A 21,940-nucleotide genomic window follows, 5' to 3' on the forward strand; every position below is an offset into this window, starting at 1 on the left:
GTAACAATTGCCGGTACTGGGTTATCTTTTTTGACAGTCTGATAAGCGAGACCATCTCGCTTATTTTTTTGCTAAAAAACTTGACAGCTGGAAAAAAAGAGTTTATAGTGTGCATATAGTATATATACAATAAGACGAAAGAAACGAGGTGACTTGTTGAATATCGCCATCAGCAATTCCAGTGACAAACCGATTTATGAGCAAATTGCCATGCAGATTAAGAAAATGATTATCAGTGGCGAGCTGAGTTCCGGGGAAGCATTGCCGAGCATGCGTTTTCTGGCCAAGGAGCTGCGGATCAGCGTGATTACCACCAAACGGGCCTATTCGGATCTGGAGCGGGATGGCTTTATTGAAACCGTCACCGGCAAGGGCAGTTTTGTGGCTAACCAGAATTTGTCCTTTATCCGGGAAGAGCAATTAAGGCTGGCCGAAGAGCTGCTGCAGAAAGCGGTAGATATTGCCAAAAGCAGTGATATTTCCTGGGAAGAACTCAGTGAGTTGCTAGAACTATTGTATAAGGGAGAATAACATGATTAATGCTATTGAAATTAAAAATTTAAACAAAAAATATCAAGATTTTCAACTAAAAGATGTTAGTTTTAAGGTGCCCAGAGGTAGTATTGTTGGCTTTATCGGTGAAAATGGGGCTGGCAAAACGACCACCATAAAAGCGATGCTTAATCTGGTCAGTCGGGATGGGGGAACCATTGAGATGCTGGGAATGGACACCTTAAAAGATGAAAAGAAAATAAAAGAATCAGTCGGCGTTGTGATGGACGGTTGTAACTTTCATGATAATTTAAAAACCGGTGATATTGCTAAGATGTTGGCCAGTATTTACAAAAAATGGAATCAGGAATTGTATCAGCAGTATCTGAAAAAATTCAAGCTCCCGGACAATAAGATCATCAAGGCATTTTCCCGGGGGATGAAGATGAAGCTGCAAATTGCGGTGGCCCTATCCCACCAACCAGACTTGCTAATTTTAGATGAAGCCACCAGCGGATTAGATCCGATTGTCCGGGAGGAAATTCTCGATGTCTTTATGGATTTTATTCAGGATGAGGAACATTCCATTTTGATATCATCCCATATTACCAGTGATTTGGATAAGATCGCTGACTATATTGTCTTTATTCACCAGGGTAAAATTCTGCTGAATGAAGAAAAAGAGACCTTGCTTTCTAAGATGGGGGTTTTTAAATGTGGAGAAGAAGATTTTGGCAAGCTTGAAGCAAGCGAGTATCTCCGCTATCGCAAAAATCAGTTTAGTTTTGAAGTGCTGGTGAATGATAAGGCTGCTATCCGAAAAAAATATCCAAATGCCCTTATGGATGGGGTAACCATTGAACAAATTATGTTATTTTATGGAAGGGGTGGAAAACAATGAAGGGACTGATCTTAAAAGATTTGCTTAATCTTAAAAGTACATTTAAAATGCTGGGAGTGATGATGCTTTTTTTCGCCGTTGTTTTCATACCCCAGGGAAATAGCTTTATTTTTGGTATAATTATCCTGATGTTTGCGATGATGGTGGTGACGACGATCAGCTATGACGATCTGGCCAAGTGGGATGCCTATGCTTTGACCATGCCGGTGACTCGAAAAGAAATGGTGCTCAGTAAATATCTGGTGATGGCCATCCTGAACACCCTGGGGGCGGTATTATCATTGATTGTCGGAGCAGTCGGCAGTGTAATTATGGGACAAAGCTTTGACCTGGAAATTCTGGCTATTATTGGAGCAATCTACCTGATTGCCTTAATATTTGGGTCTGTGATTATTCCCCTGATTTATAAATTTGGCACTGAAAAAGCCCGGCTGATGCTGATTCTCTGCGCGCTGCTGCCCACGGCCCTGATGCTGCTGGCGGAACAATTCAATGTCCCCCTGCCAACCACCGGAAATCCCTGGATCTATCTGATCTTATTGATCGGTTTTTCGGTCACCGGTGTGATCCTTTCCTATCTGATCTCACTTAAAATTTATTCGCAAAAAGAGTTTTAGAAAGAAGCCATTCGGAAAGACATCACTAAACATATTTAATGTGCTTATTAATAAAAAAAGGGGCTGAGAAATCAGCCCCTTATTGTGCGCCGGGTAACAGTTTTTTAAAAGTCCCGTCACTAACCGTCCAGCCGTTCCTGCAAAGAATCTTCGAAGGAATTGATCCCGATACGATCAAGAAGGTGGCAGATCCGTTCGCCGTCTTTGCCAAGCTCCAGATAAGTTTCCAGAATTTTTTCAATCAGATTAGGAATTTCTTCTGGCGCATAAAGATCCGTTAATTGATCGCCAAAGCGGTAACCGCGACCCATCCGCCCGCCCAGATAGACGGCAATGCCGCGAACCTCTTCGGTGATCGAACCGGTGCTACAAATCTGGGCGCATTTGCCACAGTTGACGCATTTTCGTTCATTCCAAAGGAGCTTTTGGTTGAGCATCGTTAGTGACTGAGATCGACAGACCTTGGTGCATTTGCCGCAGTTAATGCAGGCATCCCAGTCAAACTGTATATAGGCTTGTCCCACCAGGCCGATGTCATTGGTGTTAGCCTTAGCACAATTGTTGGGACAGCCGACAAAGGTGATTTTGGTTTTGGCATGAAGGTCGCGACCGAAAAACTGGTCATGACAGATGCCACATAGTTTTTGGGTGTCATAAAGGCCATGTTGGCAAACGGTACCCTTACAGGCTACCAGCGGTCGGACTTTCTTACCGGTACCACCGTAAACAAGTCCCCCGGCGGTCAGGGCAGATTTAACTAATGGAATATCGTCGTAAGTGATCCAGGGGATTTCGATGGCTAATCGGGTGGTTTCGCCCAAATAACCTCGCCCATATGTTTGGGCGATTTCGGCCAGTGTCTGGAATTCAGCGGCGGTGAAATTTCCGGCTCGGCTTAAAATCCGAATCGAAAAATAGCCTTCCTGCTGCTGGGCTAAGATCCCCTGGGCCTTCAATGCTGCAATTTCATTTTGTGTGATCACGCGGTTACCTGCTTTCATTAAGGGATGAGGCAATTCCCAAAAAATAAGTGACCGCGGATGCGATGCTCACCCTGATCATCCCTGACTAGTCACTTTTTTGAGTGCCGTATAGATTATTGTTACTATTGTATGCCTTGATTCTAAAAACAATATTAAATTTTTCTGTCGCAAAACAGCGTAGTTGTGTTAAAATAAACTGGATAAAAAATATAAAAGGAGCGACTATGCTAAAACTAGAACAGGTCTCAAAAACATATGGAAATAAGAATGAGAAAGCAGTTGACAACATCAGCTTTGAAGTGCGTCCTGGTGAAATCTTTGGATTTGTCGGACCCAATGGCGCTGGTAAGACCACTACCATTAAAATGATTGTCAGCCTGCTGGCACCCAATAGTGGTAAAATAACGATCAATGGCATCGACAATCAGCAAGACATCCTGGGAGCAAAAAAACAATTCAGTTATGTCCCGGACACCCCGGAGCTGTTTGAAAAGATTAAGGGGATTGAATATCTGAAATTCATGGCCGATGTTTATCAGGTGCCCGCTAGCGAAAGACAGGAACGGATCGAAAAATATCTGGATATTTTTGAAATTAAGGATGCCATCAACGATCCGATTGGGTCTTTTTCCCATGGGATGAAGCAGAAACTGGCACTGGTGGGGGCACTGATTCACAATCCCCAGGTTTTTATCCTCGATGAACCAATGGTCGGTCTTGATCCTAAGGCATCGTTTGAACTAAAAAAAATCATGCGCGATCATTGCGATAGCGGGCGATCAGTTTTCTTTTCTACCCACGTTCTCGATGTAGCGGAAAAAATCTGTGACCGGATCGCCATTATAAAAAAGGGAAAACTCATTGAGGTAGGAACGATGGACGAAATTCGAAAAAAAGCCGGGAGCCAGGAATCATTAGAGAACATTTTCCTGGAGTTGACAGAATAATGAAAGAAATTATCAGTCTGACCAGACTTTTTATTAATGAGTCTTTGGGTGTATCGCTGTTTTTTTATAATCAAAAATACAATAAAAAAGAATTCTACAAACAGCTCTTTACCCTGATTATTGTTCCGGTGGCCTTGATACCGGCCTATTTTATGTACATCTCGGTGATGACCGCCACCTATTTCGGCTTATCAATGATTAATCAAAGTTCAGTTTTTTTGAGTATCGGCTATATTATAGCAACGGTGCTGATTCTCGTTTTTGGGGTGATGTATGTGCTATCGGAATTTTATTTTTCAGATAATATTGAAGAACTGATCCCGCTGCCGATCAGCCAAAGAAAACTGATCGTTGCTAAATTTTTTAGTATTTTGGCCTTTGAATATATTTTTGCGGGCTTAATATTTATTCCGGTGCTAGTTATTTATGGCATCGGCCAGGGAATGGGACCGCTTTATGGGCTGTTGGCATTTTTTGTCTTTCTAACCATCCCGGTGTTGCCGCTTTCACTGGTGACCGCGGTGATTATGTTTATTATGCAATCGGCTTCCCTTAAAGGCCGAAAGGATATGATCCAGATTGTTTTTGTATTTCTCGGTGTTGCGGCTATTTTTGGGTTGCAGATCTGGTTTTCCAGCCAATTGGGAAGTGGCGACGAGGTCGATTTTCAACTGTTGATGAATACAATGCTGACAAGTAATGAGGGTTTTTTAAACATCATTGGCTATATCATGCCCAGCAGCTTTTTAATGGCCTGGGCGCTAAATAAAATTACCCTGATGTCATTTGCCTGGGTCGGCGCGCTGCTGGGAATTACCTTTTTTTCTTGCGCCTTGATGGTAGCAATTGGTGAACGGGTTTATATTAAGAGTATTGTCAGCGGAAAAGTGATCAAAAAGGGCAAGCGCTTAAGTGGCGATGCGCGAAGCAAAGCGCTCACTAGAAAAAGCCATGGGGCGATGGCGATATTTATAATGGATTTGCGCTTGCTGATGCGGACACCGGTTTATTTTTTTAATAATATCAGTGTGGTCATTATTGCCCCGCTTTGCATCCTGCTCAGTTTTTCATTTATTGAAATACCAGCAGACGATTTACAGGGAATTCAGAATTTTTTTAGAGAAATGCCGGTGCTGGTTAACTTCTTGCTGATTGCTTTTTTTATTTTTTTCGGAGGAACCACGGCCACCACGGCAACGACCTTTTCCCGGGAGGGCAAGACCTCCTGGCTTACCCGAATGATTCCGGTGACAGCAAAAGACCAGATTCTTGGACGTACCGGAGTGGCGGTACTGATTCAGAGTCTGGGGATTGTGTTTTCGATTATTGCGGTACAATTCTTTTTTCCCTTAGCTCTGTCGACCCTGCTACTAACGATTATCCTGGGTCTCCTGGGATCTCTGCCGATTTTATTATTCGGACTGTTCATGGACATGAACCGACCGCTACTCAATTGGGATAATCCCCAGAAAGCAATAAAGAACAATATGAACGTCGTGATCACGCTTTTTGTAGGGATGGCCTATACAGGCTTGCTAATTGGAATAAGTGGTTTGCTGGGATATTTTGTCAACGCGTTACTGGGTTATGGTTTATTTACCGTGATCAGTTTGGGATTCAGTGTTGTTTTTTACCAGGTGATCAGCAAGCGGCTTGAAGTAGAAATGCTGAATTTCGAATAATAAATTAAAGCCTAAGTTAATGGTTGAGAAGGATAATAGCAGATAATAACTGATAGTCAGTTAATAAAACAAAAGGAGTTGAAGGAATGGCTCTCGACGACGTTCAAAAGAAAGCGAATCGACTTGTTCATGAAATGAGTCCTTATTTATTACAACATGCTTATAATCCGGTCAATTGGTATCCCTGGTCGGATGAGGCCTTTAATTTGGCTAAAAGGCAGGATAAACCGGTTTTTCTGTCGATTGGTTACAGCACCTGTCACTGGTGTCATGTAATGGAAAAAGAATCCTTTGAAGATGAAAAAGTGGCGGAAATCCTGAATAAATATTTTATCAGCATTAAGGTGGATCGGGAAGAACGGCCTGATATTGATCAGATTTATATGACTTTTTCCCAGGTCAGCACCGGCCAGGGGGGCTGGCCTCTGAATGTTTTTTTAACCGCCGATCGCAAACCCTTTTATGCGACAAACTATTTGCCCAACCACTCACGCCCTGGGCATCCTGGCATTATCGATGTTCTCGTTGGCATTGAAAGTCAGTGGCGAAAAAATAATCAGGATCTTATTGACTCGGCCAATAAGATAACGGGACTACTCAATGATTTAGAGCTGCGAAAAGATCAAGCAGAACTAAAGCAAAGCATCTTTTTTGATGCTTATGATTTTTTTGATGAAAGCTTTGATGATCGTTACGGCGGTTTTGGTAAGGCGCCTAAATTTCCCACCCCCCATCATCTCTTTTATCTATTGCGATGCTATCAGGCCTTTAAACAGCCAGATGCTCTGGTGATGGTCGAAAAAACCCTGCAGCAGATGTACAAGGGCGGTATTTTTGATCATATCGGCTTTGGCTTTTCGCGCTATTCAACCGATCAACAATGGTTGGTGCCCCACTTCGAAAAAATGCTTTATGACAATGCCCTGCTGATTATGGCTTATACAGAAACCTATCAGGCCACCGGTAATGCACTCTATCAAAAAATAGCCGAAAAAACGATCACCTATGTCAATCGCGATTTGCGATCGCCAGATGGTGCCTTTTATAGTGCCGAAGATGCCGATTCCGAAGGGGAAGAAGGCAAGTTTTATGTCTGGTCCGCCGATAAGGTCGAAAAGATATTGGGTAAAAAGCGCGCTGCGGTTTTTTTCAAATTTTATCCGATGACGACCAAAGGTAATTTTGAGGGTAAGAATATTGCCAATATGATTGATAGTGACATTGATCTGATTGAAGCCAATCCGGAACTTGAAAAAGCTCTCGATGAGATGACCGCTGATCTGTTTGCCCAGCGGGAAAAGCGGGTTCATCCCCACAAGGATGACAAGATCCTGACCTCATGGAATGGGCTGATGATTGCAGCATTGGCCATGGCCGGCCGGATATTCAACAAGACCGTCTATATTAAACAGGCTGAAGAGGCAATGGCATTTATTGAGAATAACATGACCAGGCGAAGTGGCCGGCTTTATGCCCGCTATCGCCAGGGTGAGGCCAAAATTCTGGGCTATCTGGATGATTATGCCAGTGTCATCTGGGGCTATCTGGAATTATATCAGGCCAGCTTTAAAACCGATTATCTGGAAAAGGCGATTGTCCGGGCGGTTGATATGATCAATCTCTTTGGCGATGAATTTGGAACGGCCGGCTTCTTTCAATACGGAAACGATGCCGAAAGGCTTATTGCCAGGCCCAAGGAAGTCTATGATAACGCCAAGCCATCCGGCAACGCACTGGCAGCCTATTGTCTGCTTAAGCTGGGGAAAATCACCGGACAACAAAAATACCTTGATATTGTCAACGGTATGTTTAGCTATTTTGCCGGAAACTTAAATCAGGCGCCGATGGCCAGCACGATGATGCTTTGTGCTAAATTATTCCATGAACAGCCAACCACTGAGGTGGTCTTTGCCGGCTATGAGAAGGACACCACAATCCGCGAAATGAACCGCCGGTTGAATCAGCAGTTCTTGCCTTTTTCAGTGGTGCTTTTTAATAAAAGCGAAACAGACCTAAAAAAAATCAACGCCTTTGCTGTCAATCAGCAGATGATTCATGGTCAACCGACCGCCTATATCTGTAAAGACTATCGCTGTGAGCAGCCGGTGAATGATCTTGAAGCTTTTCTTAAAATTATCGAAGATTGATTAATAACCCGAAAAATGGGGTAGTAATAGAATAGTCGCAGGAAAGGTAGGAACCATGATGAAATATCAAAAAAAAGATCAAGATACCCTATTAAAAACGCTGACGCCGGATCAATATGCGGTAACCCAAAAAAATGCTACCGAACCGCCGTTTCAGAACGAATACTATAACGAATACCGCAAAGGCCTTTATGTCGATATTACCACCGGGGAACCACTTTTTTCATCAAGTGATAAATTTGAGTCTGGCTGCGGGTGGCCCAGCTTCTCCAAACCGATCGACTCAGAAGTTGTAAAAGAACTTAGTGACACCACGCTGCGGATGAAACGCACCGAGGTCCGCAGCACCACCGGCGATGCCCATTTGGGTCATGTGTTTGAGGATGGTCCGATCACCACCGGGGGCTTGCGATACTGCATCAATAGTGCCGCCCTCCGCTTTATTCCGGCCGATGAAATGGAAGCTCAGGGTTATGGCGATTATTTGGAATTGGTTGAGTAGGTTAGTTGGTTATCGCGTGAGCGACGATTCTATAAATAATGAAAGGTGAAAATCAATGAATACAGTTGAATTTGCAATAAAGATGGAGCTTGACGGCGAAAAGTATTACCGCGAACAAGCAGAACACAACAAAGACAATCCTTTAAACGCCGTATTTTTGTTATTGGCCGATGACGAAAAAGATCATGCTGCGCTACTAAAAAACGAGCTCGAAAAAATAAGCTATGAATTAGCTGATAATCAGACCCTCGCCAACACCGACAACGTTTTTAAAGACAGAGGGGTCTTTAAAAACGAATTTGAAAAAATCCCCAATCAATTGGATGCTTATCGGATGGCTTTGCAAATGGAAAAAGACAGTATTGAACTCTATCAGAAATTTTTTAAAGAAGCAAGCGAGGAACAAACTAAGCAATTATTTGGCTACCTGGTTAAGCAGGAAGAGAATCACTTTAAAATCTTTGACAACCTGATCACCCTGGTCGAACGACCGGAGCAATGGGTCGAAGCAGCTGAATTTGGTATTAGAGAAAAATATTAAGACGCATTGTTTTAGACGATCTACTGGTTAATGTGATAAAAAAAAGGGCTTACCGATCTTCAATGAAGAATGGTTTAGCCCTTTTTTTATGAAAGCAATAGTAAAAACATAAAAAATTTGTTAAAATGAGATTAGTTAGAAAAATGGTATTATTAAAAGGAATGATGCTATTGATGAAATAAAAAGCGAAGGATAACAGATGGCAGTTTATTTATTTGACCAGATAGAAACATTTACGGATGATTTGTATGATCAAAGTTTGGCATTGCTTCCTGCTGAGCGGCAGCAAAAGGCGGCCGCATACCGGCAAAAGATTGACCGGAAACTTTCGGTATTGGCTTATGTTTTGCTAAATTATGGGTTAAAAAGGGAGTATGGCATAACAGAAAAGATTGAATTTAGTTACTGCGCAAAAGGAAAGCCCTTGCTAACCCATTACCCCCAGCTCCATTTTAATCTCAGCCATTGTCAGAACGGGGTGATCTGTGCAATTCATCGCTCAGCAGTGGGAGTCGATATCGAAAGGGTGGAAGTCTATGATGCCGACTTGGCTAGACATGTTTGTCATGAGCGTGAACTTAAATTGATTAGTGAAAGCGATAACAAAGCCCTGGCCTTTGCTAAAATCTGGACAAAAAAAGAAAGTTTGCTCAAAAAAACCGGCGAGGGACTGGTCGATAATTTAAAAAAAATGGATACCATTGATTCAGAAGCCATCGTGCTGGTAGACCCGGCAGAAGCCTATGTCTTTTCGATTGCCGGGATGTCATTTGCCGAGCTGGGATTAAGACCAATATCGGGCCTTGTTAGCAGCCTGGAATTTAGCCATTATTAGGATTTTATGTTTGTCCTTTGGAAAATCCTGGCATGATTCTCCATTAATATAGGCATAAAAAAAATAGCATAAGGAGAAAATATGGGAACAAAAAAGTTGCTGCCACTGAGTTTGTTAAGCCTTGACCAAGCCAATGCCTTTGTTCAAGAGACGCTAAAAAAATACAAATGTTCAAGCACGGATAATATGAAAGCCCAGCTTTTTGTTGAAGAGACGATTGCCTATTGGCAGGAAAGAAGCAGTGATAAGGGCAATTTTGAATTGTCGATTCAGAAACGCTTTAAGACCATTACTCTGGCTCTCAATTACTGGGGTGATCCGGAAAATCCGCTGACGCTGCCAGAAACAACCGACGATGAGGAGTCTGATTATAAGCGGATCGGCCAGAGTATTTTGATTGGTTTGTCAGCAGTTACTTATTCCTATGAAAATGGTTGTAACAATGTTTCGTATACCCTCAAACAGAAACCGCTGAACCCGGCGATCACCACCGTTATTGGGCTGGTTGGGGCAATTATTTCAGGTTTGATTTTTCAAGCAGTCGCACCTGATCTGGGAAAACAGATCGGGACGACAATCCTTACTCCGGTTAGCAGCACTTTTTTTAATTTCCTGAACGCAATTGTTATTCCAGTTTTGTTCTTCTCTGCCATCAGCAGCATCTTTAATATGGATAATCTGGCTCAAATGAAGCGGATTTTTCGACTGTTGCTAACCTGGTCCATCGCTGTGATTCTTGTGGCGACAGGGGTCTCGCTGGCAATAGCCCGGATTTTTTTACTGGGAAATACAGCGACCACCAACCATGGGACTCAGGGCGATCTTTGGAATCAGATTGGGGAAATGATTTTCGGGGTTATTCCCGCCAATATGATAAAACCCTTTCTGGACGGGAATACCCTTCAGATTATGTTTCTTGCCATCATCGGTGGCATTGTCATGCTGACTTTAAAGGGGCGTTTTCCCTTCATCGCTCGGATGATTAACGAGGGCAACCTGATTTTTACAACGATTCTGGATGCAGTGTGCGCACTGATGCCTGTTGTGGTATTTATCAGTATTTTGAATATGATGATCTCCGGTGAGGGATCAGCGCTATTAGGAACAATTCTGTTGATTGTTCTGCTGCTTTCATCCTTTCTGATTATCATGCTGGTAATGCTCTTGAGCCTAGCGTTTTATGAAAAGATCGGTCCGATTGCCTATTTTAAATCCGCTGCGCCGTTTTTGCTGATTGCGCTGTCCACTGCCAGCTCTAGTGCCACATTTGCCAGTCACACCGCCACGGCTTTGGGAAAACAGAAAATACGGGATTACCTGGTGCACTTTTCTATTCCGGTTGGGGTTCTATTTAATAAACAGAATGCAATTCCCGGCTTGCTCCTGACTGCATTATTTGTCGGAAATATTTATGGGATTGCCTTTTCATTTGCAGACATGATTCCGGTGGCAATCCTTTGTATGATTCTCTCGATAGCGGTTCCGCCATCACCGGGAATGGGAGCATTTCTCTTTACGATAGTGTTTAATTTACTGGGAATTCCTTTGGAAGGCCTGGCTCTGGCAGTGACCATCGATATCTTTATGGACTATCCGGCGACTGCTGGCCATGTGATGACCACCAACATTGGGATGCTTCACACTGAGCATCGACTAAAAGCAATTGAGGCTAAGAAGACCCTTCAAACAAATAAAGTAAGTGGGAAAAGAGAAGCTTAAAATAAAAACAAAATTAGGGTAACTGAAATTCAGAAACTCACGAAGTTATAAATTATAAAGGAGTATGCAAAAAAATGATACGAGAGATGAAACGGGATGAACTGCTAAAAAGTGTTCGGGAGGCTGAGTATCTTACCCAGGAAGAACGACAGCTACTGCAGCAAAAAAGGCTCCATGAGCTGGTCGATTACGCCAGAGAGCATTCCGATTATTTTAAAACATATTATCAGGACTTGCCGGAGGATTACACCCTTAACGATCTGCCGATGACCTCAAAGAAACAATTGATGCCCCACTTTGAAGACTGGGTAACCGATAAACGGGTAAGCCGGGAAGCATTGGAAGTTTATTTTTCAGATCTAAACAACATTGGGATGCCCTTACTGGAGGAATTCTCAGTACTGACCACCTCTGGCACCACCGGGCAGCCACTCTGGATGGTGCGGGACAGCTTTCATGGCAAGGTTCACGGTTCGATGATGGCAGTACGGTTGATGGAGCGGCTGGGGATTGATCCCTGGCTGGATTCAAGTCGTTACAAGATGGCCTCGATCATCGGGACCGGGGGATTTCATTCAGCGGTGAGCTCTTTTGAGCGGATGAAAAATAGTTCGCCCTGTCCGGAGAATTTTTTATTGTGCTCAATCCTCGACCCAATTCCCGAAATAGTCGCCAATCTCAATGCCTTTGAACCGGCGCTGATTACTGGTTATCCCTCGGTGATGGCGGTGCTGGCTAAGGAAAAATTGGAAGGCCGGTTAACAATTGAACCCAAAGCGATTGCCTGTTCGGCAGAACAGCTCACCGAGTATGCGTATAAGATGATGAAGGATGCTTTTAACTGTACCATCGCCAATTCCTTTTGCAGCACTGAAGGCGGCGAGGTGGCCTTTAACTGCACTTGCGGGAATATGCACCTCAATGACGACTGGATTATTATCGAGCCAGTCGATAGTAACAATCAGCCGGTGACTGATCAAACTATGTCGGCCGGGGTCTTGGTCACCAACCTGGCGGATTATCTTCAGCCGATTATTCGCTATCATGTCGAGGACAGTATCATCATTGAAGACGGCCAGTGCCCCTGCGGCAGCAAGCTGCCAATCGTCAGACTGTTAGGAAGAAACGGAGAAAACGTGTCCTTTGACATTGACGGCGGAAGCCGGACGATTGCTCCGGTGATGCTGGATTTTCTGCCAACCAAAACCGACGGGATCCTCCAATACCAGTTTGTTCAAAAATCTCCGAAACTTTTAGAGATGCGGATCGTCTATGCCAATGGCAGCAATAAAGAAGAGGTTGACAGCCAGATTTCCCACTATGTCAAGCAATTGTTTAAAGATAATCAGATGGATGCAGTCGTGTTTGAAATTGTTGACCAGCCACCGGTTCAGTCAAAAGGTGGAAAAATTAAGACTGTTGTTATTGATTTTTAGAAAAAAAGTTAGAATAAAAGTTAGAATAAAAGATGAGGAGAAACGATTTGAAAAAAGTGATGCCGAACCCGACCGCCTATCAACGCTCGGGGATCTTGCTTAGGAAAAAATTCTTTTCCTATCTTTTTCCCACCATTATGATGAACGTGGCGCTGTCACTAGGGATCATTGTCGATGGGATTATTGTCGGCAACATCCTGGGAACCGAGGCCTTTGCAGCGGTAAATATCTGCGCCCCGATCATCTTTCTCTTTAGTGCCATCTATGCCTTAATCGGGGTGGGGGGCTCGACGGTGGTGGCTCATTGCAAGGGCCGGATGGATCATCAGGGTGCCAATCTAAGCTTTACCCTGGCACTGCTGGGGCTACTGGTCGTGTCAATTTCATTTGGCACGATCGGCTTTATCTTTTCTGCGCCAATCAGTGCCCTGCTAAGCGGTGGAAGTTCACTGATGCCGCTGGTGAAGGATTATTTTTCAGTGCTGGTGCTGGGCGCTCCGGCGCTGATTACCATCCCCGGCATGGTCTATTTTATCCGCACCGATTCCCGCCCCAAACTGGCCGCCAATATTTTAATCATTGCCAACGTGGTTAACCTAAGCTGTGATCTGATCTTTATGGGCGTCTTTAAAATGGGGATTAGTGGCGCGGCGCTGGCAACGGTCACCGGCTATCTGGTGGGGGCGCTTGTCAGCCTCAGCTATTTCCTTTCAGCCAAGCGCAATCTTAAATTTGTGCGGCCGGCAGTGAGCGATTTTACGCGGTTTGGAGAAATCTTATTTACCGGGGTGCCTTCGGCCTTAACCGGGGCCACCGGCTTTGTCAAGAACCTTACCATTAACAGCATTCTGATTGCTACCATTGGCCCCATCGGAGTGGCTACCTTTGGGGTTTGTCTGAATATGCTGTCGATGTCAAGCATTGTGATTGGTGGAACCGCTCAAACGATTATCCCGGTAGTCGGCTGTACCTACGGTGAAAAGGACTATCGCGGGATCGAAGCGATCATCAAAACGGCGATGATGACGGTGACAAGCCTTTGTGCTTCTTTAGTGGTCATTTTTGTGCTGTTTCCGCTTCAGATTGCCGGTCTTTTTGGGATCGCCGGCGATCCCAAAATGATGGCCGAGATTCAGCTAGCGATTCGGGTCTTTTCGCTCTCATTGCCCTTTTTTGGGATTAATTTTCTGATGATCTGTTACTATCAGACGGTTAGCCGCCGGGGGTTCTCATCGATGATCAGCATCTTTGAAAATATCCTGATCATCCTGCCGCTGATTCTGCTGCTGGAAGCCCAGTTTGGCGAAATTGGCATCTGGATTGCCTTTGTGATCTCAGAAATGCTGACCCTGGCGCTGGTGGTGCTGACGGCTGGGGTGATAAAAAAACGGTCGAAACTGGAGCTGATGCCGATCCTGCTACTGGAGAAAAGCAATACCCGGCTAATCGATGTGACGATAGCTAACTCACTGGCTGATGCCACCGGGATTTCCCAGGTGCTGATCGATTTCTGCCGCGAAAACGGCATTGATGACAGGCGCACCAATCATGTCGGGGTGATTGTGGAAGAATTGTGTGTTAATATCATCCGCTATGGTTTCAAGGAAAAAGAAAAAAATGTCATCGATATCCGCTTGTCGATTCTGGAGTCGGAGCTGGTGCTGCGAATTCGTGATGATGGACGACCCTTTAATCCGGTCGCCTATATCCATGAACACGGCGTCGCCGATACTTATGGGCTGCGGCTGGTAAAAGAAATGGCACGCGATTTTAAGTATAGCTATGTGCTAAACTTCAACAATACCATGATCAGTGAGTAAATATCAGTGAGTAAATATCAGTATATAAATTAATATGTCAATAAGATGATTAGTAGGTAATAAAAATTTCGGAGGAAGCGATGAAACATAAACCCATCAGTCACCCGCAGAAGCGGATTTTAGACAGTGAATTATTTGTGGAAAATACCACCATCAATAATTATCCCTTTATTATTTCATTTCCCGCAAATAGTGTAGACCAGCTTAAGCAGCTATTAACGTATGTGGTAGTACATACCGGAGACTTGAATATCCGTTTTGAAATGGATGAAAATGGAGTGATCAGCCAATATCTGGGGGAGGCCGATCTGTCCCGGATTATTGTTTATGACTGGAAGGATAAAAGCCCGGAAGCTGTCGATGCAGCGATGGAAGAACTGGATCTTTTTATCTTTGGCAGTGTTTTTAATCAGCCCCTTTACCGTTTTGGGATTATTGAAAGAGCTGACACAACCATGGTTCATCTGCTTCCTCACCATGTCATCTGTGACGGCAGCAGCACGAATATTCTTTGTGAGTATATAATGTCGCTATTTGACGCCTTAAGAGATGGGAAGGAGCTTTATTCGCTCCCGTCTAATACCATGAAATATCTGGATCTGGAAAAAGCCTATTTAGAATCGGCGGACTGTCAAAAGGATAAGGCCTACTGGCAGGCGCTATTGGGCGATGCTGGAGATCTTTCGCAAAAAGTAAACATCACCCAAAGCAATGCCGCCAGACGCCATGTCCTGGAACTACAACCGGCAACCACCGACAAGCTCAATGAGTTTCTAAACAGTTTTAAAAAACCGATTTCACCTTTTGTTTTTGCGCTGGCTCTTTCCGGTCTTTATTTTGCCCGTTTCAACAATGTCAAAAAATCAGTTCTTTCAATGGGTTTTGGCAATCGGATTTACGACGATGAAATCAATCATTCGCTAGGCATGTATGTCAGTACGGTGCCGGTGGTGACAGGCTTTGAAGCCGACACCACTTTTTCAAAATTTCTGATGGCGTCAAAAGAAGCCATGAAAGAAAGCCTCAGCCATTCTCGCTACCCCTTTGATCTAATCCTCTCAGACCTGCTCGCTGAAGTATCAGAAAAACTGATGAACGTGGCGATTGTTTCCAATTCTACCAAAGCGATGGACTATCCGGCTCGCGCCGGGGTGATGAAAACTGGAATTGCCGCGATCACCCTGCGGGTGAATCTGGCCAAGGATGACAGCCGGGGACTGCAGACGATCGCCTTTGATTACAAAACGAAGTGCTACAGTGATCAACAAATTAGTTATATGGCAGCAGCCATGGAAACGATGATTGAAAAGATTATTGAGAATCCGGAAATCAGCTGTTCAAAAATGCCAGTGATTTCACCCAGCGAAGAACAGCGCCTATTGGCAAGCTTTAACCAGAGCGAGCAGAATTATTTGGATCAATCCCCGAGCATTGTCAAAATGTTTAAACATCAAGCCGCAAAATCGCCAGATCAAATTGCTCTTGTTTTTAAAGACAAATCGATGACCTATCAAGAGGTCGACCTACTTACCGAAAAACTGGCTAAACACCTCCGTAGGCTGGGGGTTCAGAAGGAAACCGTGGTCGGGATTATGATTGACCGCAGTGAGTTGATGGTCATTTATCCGTTGGCCGTCCTTAAAGCCGGTGGTGCCTATATGCCGCTAGATTACAGCTTTCCAAATGATCGGCTGGCCTATATGCTGGCCGATGCCGATGTTAAGCTGATTCTTAGCGAAGACGATAAGCCTGAGCAGCACCTTCCGGATCATGCCGGCCCGGTGATCAGAAAAGAACTGCTTGAAACCCTGGAAGAGGATCCGGGGGTTATCCTTGATATGCCGGAAGCCAGCGATCAGTTTGTGGTGCTTTATACCTCCGGTTCAACCGGCATGCCCAAGGGCTGTGTGTTGGAACACGGCAATTTGGCTAACTTCTGCAAGTGGTTTGAGTCCTATTACGAAGTTACCGAAGCTGACCGCTGCGGTGCCTACGCCAATTTTGGCTTTGATGCCCATATGATGGATATCTATCCTTATCTGACCGCCGGGGCTGGGGTCTGCATTATCCCCTCAGAAATCCGACTGGATTTTATTGCGCTCAACACATACTATGAAAAAAACAAGGTCACCCTGGCTTTTATGACGACCCAGTTGGGGCGTCAGTTTGTCCAGGAAATCGACAATAAAAGTTTGCGAGCCTTGACCATCGGTGGCGAAAAACTGCCCTCCATTAATCTGCCATGCTACGACTTGTATCAGGCCTATGGCCCGACCGAGTGTACCATCTTTGCAACCGTTCGCAAATTTCAGACCGAAAATGATTGTCTTTTAATTGGCGGGCCGATTGGCAATTACCAGCTCTTTGTTCTCGATGAAAACCTTCAACTGCTGCCCCTTGGTGCCGTTGGCGAGCTTTGTATCGGTGGTGCTGGCGTGGGACGGTCTTATCTCAATCGTGAGGAACTGACCCAGGAAAAGTTTATCCACTGGCAGGGCCAGCGGATCTACCGCACCGGGGACTTTGTCCGCTGGCTGGAAAATGGCGAAATTGAATTTGTCGGCCGGATCGACGGTCAGGTCAAACTCCGCGGCTTGCGGATTGAGCTGGGTGAGGTCGAAAGCCGGATGGCTCAGTTTGAAGGGATTACGGCTTGTTGCGTCGATGTCAAGGAACTGGGGGGAACCCAGCATCTTTGTGCCTATTATACGGCAAAAAAAGAAATAGTGGTGGCAGCGTTGCAGGCTTTTTTGGCCGAAAAATTGACCGCCTTTATGATCCCCACGGCCTATATGCAGCTCGAGCAACTGCCCCTGACCCCCAATGGTAAATTTAATAAAAAGGCTTTGCCGGAGCCCACCATTAGCCGGGGCGAGATTGTCGCCCCCCAGAGCGAACTGCAACAGAAAATCTTTGACGTCGTCAGCGAGATTGTCGGAAACGATGATTTTGGGGTTACCTGTGACCTCTTTACGATTGGCTTTTCTTCCCTGATGGCAATCAAACTATCAGTCAAGCTTCATAAACTTTGCGGGATCGAAATTAAAACAGCCGATATTATCAGCAATAAAACCATTGAGAAGCTGGAAAAACTGGTGTTGACCACATCGGAAGGGCCCCACGAGCAAGCCGTCACCTACGCAGAGCAATCTAGCTATCCTCTGACTGAAAATCAGATGGGGGTTTATCTGGAATGCCAAAAGGATCCAGAGGCCTTGCAATACAATATTCCTTCGGAGATCCGGCTGTCTAATCGGATCAGTGCGAAAAAGCTGGCCGAGGCAACAAAAACCGTGATTAATCATCACAGCTATTTAAAAACCTATCTGGTCGATGAAAATGGCCGGGTTTGTCAGAAACGCAATGATCAGGCCGCGCCCCAGGTTTTACTGCTTAAAACCACCGAAGCCGACTATCAAACGATTCGGGAGGCCTTTATCAAACCCTTTGACCTCTATCGGGAGCCCCTTTACCGGGTGAGTATCGTTAGCACCGAGAAACAGCTGTATCTGCTATGTGATTTTCATCATATCATTTTTGACGGGGCGTCGTTGCAGCTTTTCCTGACCGATCTGCTAGCGGCCTATGGTGGTAGTCCACTTGAGCAAGAGGACTTGACAGCCTTTGATCTGGCACTCAAAGAAGCCGATTATCAGGGTTCAAAAGAATATCAAGCCGATCAGGACTATTTTGATGGCATTATCAAACCACAAATGACAGCCATTCCTGGTGACCTTAAAATTCCTGGAGAAGCCCTGTTGGCCGCTGAAAAGCTGGTGATTGATGGCCAGGAGGTGGACGGCTTTTGCAAGCGTCAGGGCATTTCCCCCAGTGGTTTATTTATGGCTAGTTTGATTGTGACCCTCTACCGTTATTCGCGAAACCCGGCGATACAATTTACCACTATTTCTAATGGCCGGGGTGATGTCCGGGTAGGGCGATGTATCGGGATGCTGGTTAAAACCCTGCCGATCGCGCTCGATGTTGAGGGTCAAGAAAAGGCTGGAGATTTCGTGAAACGGGTTCAGAACCTGCTTTATCAGGCGATCAGCCATGAAGCCTATCCCTTTACTAAAATTGCGGAAGCCTACCACCTGATTCCGACCATTAACTTTGCCTATCAGGCGGGAGTACTGGAAGCAGTAAAACTGGAGGGAGAACCACTTACCGTTACTGCGATGGGACAGCAGAAGCCCAAGTTCGCCTTATCCATCCATATCAACTCATCGGGAAGCGATTACGAGATTGTCAGCCACTACCATCAGGGGCTTTATTCAAAAGCAATGATGATGCGCTTAACCGAAAGCCTCAAGCAGGTGGTGGTGCAAATTATTAAAGCCTCGGAAGAGCCGGTCAAATCGCTGTCGCTCCTGGGAGAATCCGATCGTGAGAAACTTTCGCGTTTTAATCAGACGGAAGCCCGGCAGGAGCAAAAGATTCCAGCCCGAATTTTTGAAGCGGTGGCCAGAAGCCTTCCAGAGCGGACCGCGCTGATTGCTAAAGACCGGCAGCTGAGTTTTGCTGAGCTCAACCGATTGTCAAACCGGGTAGCCAATGCCCTAATTAAAAGGAGTGTTAAAGCAGAGGATAAGATTGCCTTTTTACTGGATCGTGACAGTCGCCTCCATGTAGCCCTGTTTGGCATTCTTAAATCGGGAGCGGCCTTTATCCCGATCGACCCCGACTATCCCAGCGAGCGGATCGAAGAGGTTCTGGCCGACAGCGGGGCAAAGTATCTCATCACGCGTGGTGAGCAACTATCAAAAGGCTTTAACCAGGCTCTGGATATCGACGTATTACTAAAATGTGATGATGATAAGAATCCACAAGTAGACATTGCACCCGACAATCTGGTCTATCTCATCTATACTTCTGGCTCCACCGGTAAACCCAAAGGGGTAATGCTCAAGCAGGAAGGTTTAGCCAATTATGTCGCTAATATCCCCCATAACAGCTTTGTCCAGGCACTGGTTAAAAATGTCACGACCCTCTTGTCCATTACCACGGTGGCCTTTGATGTGTTTTTAAAAGAAAACATGACGGCGCTGCTTAACGGTATTACCATTGCCTTTGCTGATGAAGAACAGGTGAATAACCCCAATGATCTGGCGACCTTTTTCTGGGAATCCGGTGCTGATGGGTTTTCCGCAACGCCATCGCGGATGATTTCTTATCTGGAGTCGGAAGTCTTTAAAAGCGCCTTGGGATCAGCCCGACTGATCATTTGCGGGGGTGAAAAATACCCCTCAAATCTGTATAATATCCTGAAAGGTCTGACCAATGCGGTGCTCTTTAACAGCTATGGGCCGACTGAGATTACGATATCATCCAACGCCAAACAATTAGAAAACGACCAGATCACGATTGGGGCGCCGCTGGCCAATGTCCGGGAATACATCTGTGACCCGGATGGCAACCTTCTACCGATTGGGGTAGTAGGCGAATTGTTAGTCGGCGGTAAAGGGGTCGGTCGGGGCTATTTAAACAACCCCGAACTGACTGCCAAACAATTTATCAGTTTTAATGGTGAGCCGGTTTATAAAACCGGGGACTACGCCAAATGGACAGAAAACGGCGAAGTCGAGATCCTGGGGCGGTTGGATCATCAGGTCAAACTACGTGGATTGCGGATTGAATTGGGTGAAATTGAAACCTTGATCAACAGCTATCCGGGTATTTCGCAGGGAATCGTGACGATTTTGGAAATTAACGGGGTCGAATACCTCTGCGCCTATTATACGGCCGGCAAATGGATTAATCCGGATCAGTTGACCAAACACCTAAAGAAGAAACTGACCAAATACATGGTGCCCACTTATTTCACCCAGTTGGAACAGTTTGCCATGAATCAAAATGGCAAGATCGATCTAAAGGCTCTTCCCCAGCCTGAGCTTAAAAAAACCGGCGATTACGTGAAGCCGGAATCTGACCTGGAAAAGAAAATTTGCGCCGCCTTTGAAGAGACCCTGGCTATTAAACCGATTGGCAGCAATGACAATTTCTTTGAAATCGGGGGAACCTCGCTAATGGCAACCAAGCTGACTATCAAGGCAGAGAATCGTGGCATTAAAATCAGTTATGCCAATATTTTTAAATATCAAACCCCCGCGGAAATGGCCGAGTTTCTGGAAAATGAGGGTCAGATTCCGCGTCAGGGCGGTTGCCGCCAGGAAGCGATCCGTAACTACGACTATAATGAGATCAACCGGTTGTTGCAGTTTAACACCATCGATGAGCTTCGCAAGTCCCAACAGGTCGAGGGTGAACCGCTGGGCAATATGCTACTCACTGGTGCCACCGGTTATCTGGGCGTTCATATTCTGGAGCACTATCTTGAAAATTATTCTGGCACAGCCTATTGCGTGGTGCGGCCAAAGGGTCCATTAAGCGGTGAGATGCGGCTAAAAAATATGCTGGTTTTCTATTTTAACAAAGATTATGCCGAGCTGATCGGTAATCGTATTATCATTGTCGAAGGAGAAATTACTGACACCACCTTCCTGACCCGTTTGCAAGCGATCAATGTCGATACGGTCATAAATTGCGCGGCCAATGTCAAGCACTTTGCCGCCGGAAATGAAATTGAAAACATCAACGTCGGCGGGGTGCAGCTTTTAATTGATTATTGCATTGCTGATGGCGCCCGGTTGGTTCAGATTTCGACCCATAGCATTGCCGGTACCAGCATCGATAATCAGCCACCAGTCGACACCAGGCTATCAGAAAATAATCTCTTTATCGGTCAGGATTTGGACAACAAGTATGCCAACAGCAAGTTTATGGCCGAACGTTATATTCTCGAAGCAGTGGACAAGGGACTAAAAGCTAAGATCATGCGGGTCGGCAACCTGATGGCAAGAAACACCGATGGCGAATTCCAGATCAATTTTAATTCCAATGCTTTTATGGGCAAACTAAAAGCCTATAAACTTATCGGAGCCTTTCCCTTTTCGGGACTAGAAACATCAGTCGAGTTTGCCCCGATTGATTCGACCGCGGCAGCAATCTTAAAACTCAGCGAAACGGCAGAGCATTTCCGGGTTTTCCACCCCTATAACAATCATCAGATTACCATGGCCGATGTGATTGCCGTCATGGGACGGTACGGCTTTGAGATTGCCATCATCAGCGAAGCAGATTTCCAGAAACGACTCGAGGCAGCCATGAATGATGACCGCCTGACCCCATATTTATCAGGGATCATTGCCTATACCGACACCGATTCCCACCAGCATCTGGCCTATCTGGCAAGTGAACAGCGGTTTACCACCAATATGCTGTTTCGCAGAGGTTATAAATGGCCGATTACCAGTGATTC

The 21,940-nt window shown here is 45.3% G+C and carries 14 protein-coding genes; 13 read left to right on the top strand and 1 reads right to left on the bottom strand.

What is annotated here, in order from left to right; all coding sequences use genetic code 11:
• Positions 1-156: 156 nt before the first annotated feature.
• Genes QZ998_RS02790 through QZ998_RS02800 form a run of 3 tightly spaced genes read left to right on the top strand, consistent with a single transcriptional unit; the run spans position 157 to position 2,010 of the window.
• On the top strand, positions 157-531 hold the full coding sequence (locus QZ998_RS02790) for a GntR family transcriptional regulator (protein WP_296557825.1): 375 nt from the start codon (positions 157-159) through the stop codon (positions 529-531).
• 1 nt (position 532) lies between these two features.
• Positions 533-1,393, top strand: coding sequence for an ABC transporter ATP-binding protein (locus QZ998_RS02795; protein WP_296557827.1), 861 nt, complete (start codon positions 533-535; stop codon positions 1,391-1,393).
• Entirely contained in the window at positions 1,390-2,010 is a 621-nt protein-coding gene (locus QZ998_RS02800) for an ABC-2 transporter permease (protein WP_296557829.1), read from the top strand. The genes QZ998_RS02795 and QZ998_RS02800 overlap by 4 nt, the downstream gene beginning before the upstream one ends.
• Positions 2,011-2,129: 119 nt before the next feature.
• On the opposite strand, the gene QZ998_RS02805 is transcribed toward QZ998_RS02800, so the two are convergent.
• Entirely contained in the window at positions 2,130-2,993 is an 864-nt protein-coding gene (locus tag QZ998_RS02805; RefSeq protein WP_296557830.1) for a 4Fe-4S binding protein, read from the bottom strand.
• A gap of 224 nt (positions 2,994-3,217) precedes the next feature.
• Here QZ998_RS02805 and QZ998_RS02810 point away from each other — a divergent pair, with 224 nt between their 5' ends.
• The 10 genes from QZ998_RS02810 to QZ998_RS02855 form a co-directional block, all read left to right on the top strand.
• Positions 3,218-3,940: an ABC transporter ATP-binding protein gene (locus QZ998_RS02810; protein WP_296557832.1), complete on the top strand. Its 723-nt coding sequence runs from the start codon at positions 3,218-3,220 to the stop codon at positions 3,938-3,940.
• Complete coding sequence (locus QZ998_RS02815) at positions 3,940-5,622, top strand: hypothetical protein (RefSeq protein WP_296557834.1); 1,683 nt, start codon at positions 3,940-3,942, stop codon at positions 5,620-5,622. The genes QZ998_RS02810 and QZ998_RS02815 overlap by 1 nt, the downstream gene beginning before the upstream one ends.
• An 86-nt stretch (positions 5,623-5,708) precedes the next feature.
• On the top strand, positions 5,709-7,769 hold the full coding sequence (locus QZ998_RS02820; protein ID WP_296557836.1) for a thioredoxin domain-containing protein: 2,061 nt from the start codon (positions 5,709-5,711) through the stop codon (positions 7,767-7,769).
• 58 nt (positions 7,770-7,827) lie between these two features.
• Complete coding sequence (gene msrB, locus QZ998_RS02825) at positions 7,828-8,271, top strand: peptide-methionine (R)-S-oxide reductase MsrB (protein ID WP_296557838.1); 444 nt, start codon at positions 7,828-7,830, stop codon at positions 8,269-8,271.
• A 55-nt stretch (positions 8,272-8,326) separates the two neighbouring features.
• A complete protein-coding gene (locus QZ998_RS02830; RefSeq protein WP_296557840.1) occupies positions 8,327-8,812 on the top strand; it encodes a ferritin family protein in 486 nt (161 codons plus the stop codon).
• A 199-nt stretch (positions 8,813-9,011) separates the two neighbouring features.
• Positions 9,012-9,647 (top strand): 4'-phosphopantetheinyl transferase superfamily protein, encoded by a 636-nt coding sequence (locus QZ998_RS02835; protein WP_296557841.1) that lies wholly within the window; start codon positions 9,012-9,014, stop codon positions 9,645-9,647.
• 81 nt (positions 9,648-9,728) lie between these two features.
• Positions 9,729-11,366 carry a cation:dicarboxylase symporter family transporter gene (locus tag QZ998_RS02840; RefSeq protein ID WP_296557842.1) on the top strand — a complete coding sequence of 546 codons (1,638 nt, stop codon included), beginning with the start codon at positions 9,729-9,731 and terminating at the stop codon, positions 11,364-11,366.
• Positions 11,367-11,440: 74 nt separating this feature from the next.
• Complete coding sequence (locus QZ998_RS02845) at positions 11,441-12,802, top strand: hypothetical protein (RefSeq protein WP_296557843.1); 1,362 nt, start codon at positions 11,441-11,443, stop codon at positions 12,800-12,802.
• A gap of 56 nt (positions 12,803-12,858) precedes the next feature.
• Entirely contained in the window at positions 12,859-14,622 is a 1,764-nt protein-coding gene (locus QZ998_RS02850) for an MATE family efflux transporter (protein WP_296557850.1), read from the top strand.
• 80 nt (positions 14,623-14,702) lie between these two features.
• Positions 14,703-21,940, top strand: a 7,238-nt coding sequence (locus tag QZ998_RS02855; protein WP_296557845.1) for a non-ribosomal peptide synthetase, incomplete at its 3' end; no start/stop codon positions are given.

It is taken from the genome of uncultured Acetobacterium sp. (assembly GCF_927416815.1).
Classification (GTDB): Bacteria; Bacillota; Clostridia; order Eubacteriales; family Eubacteriaceae; genus Acetobacterium.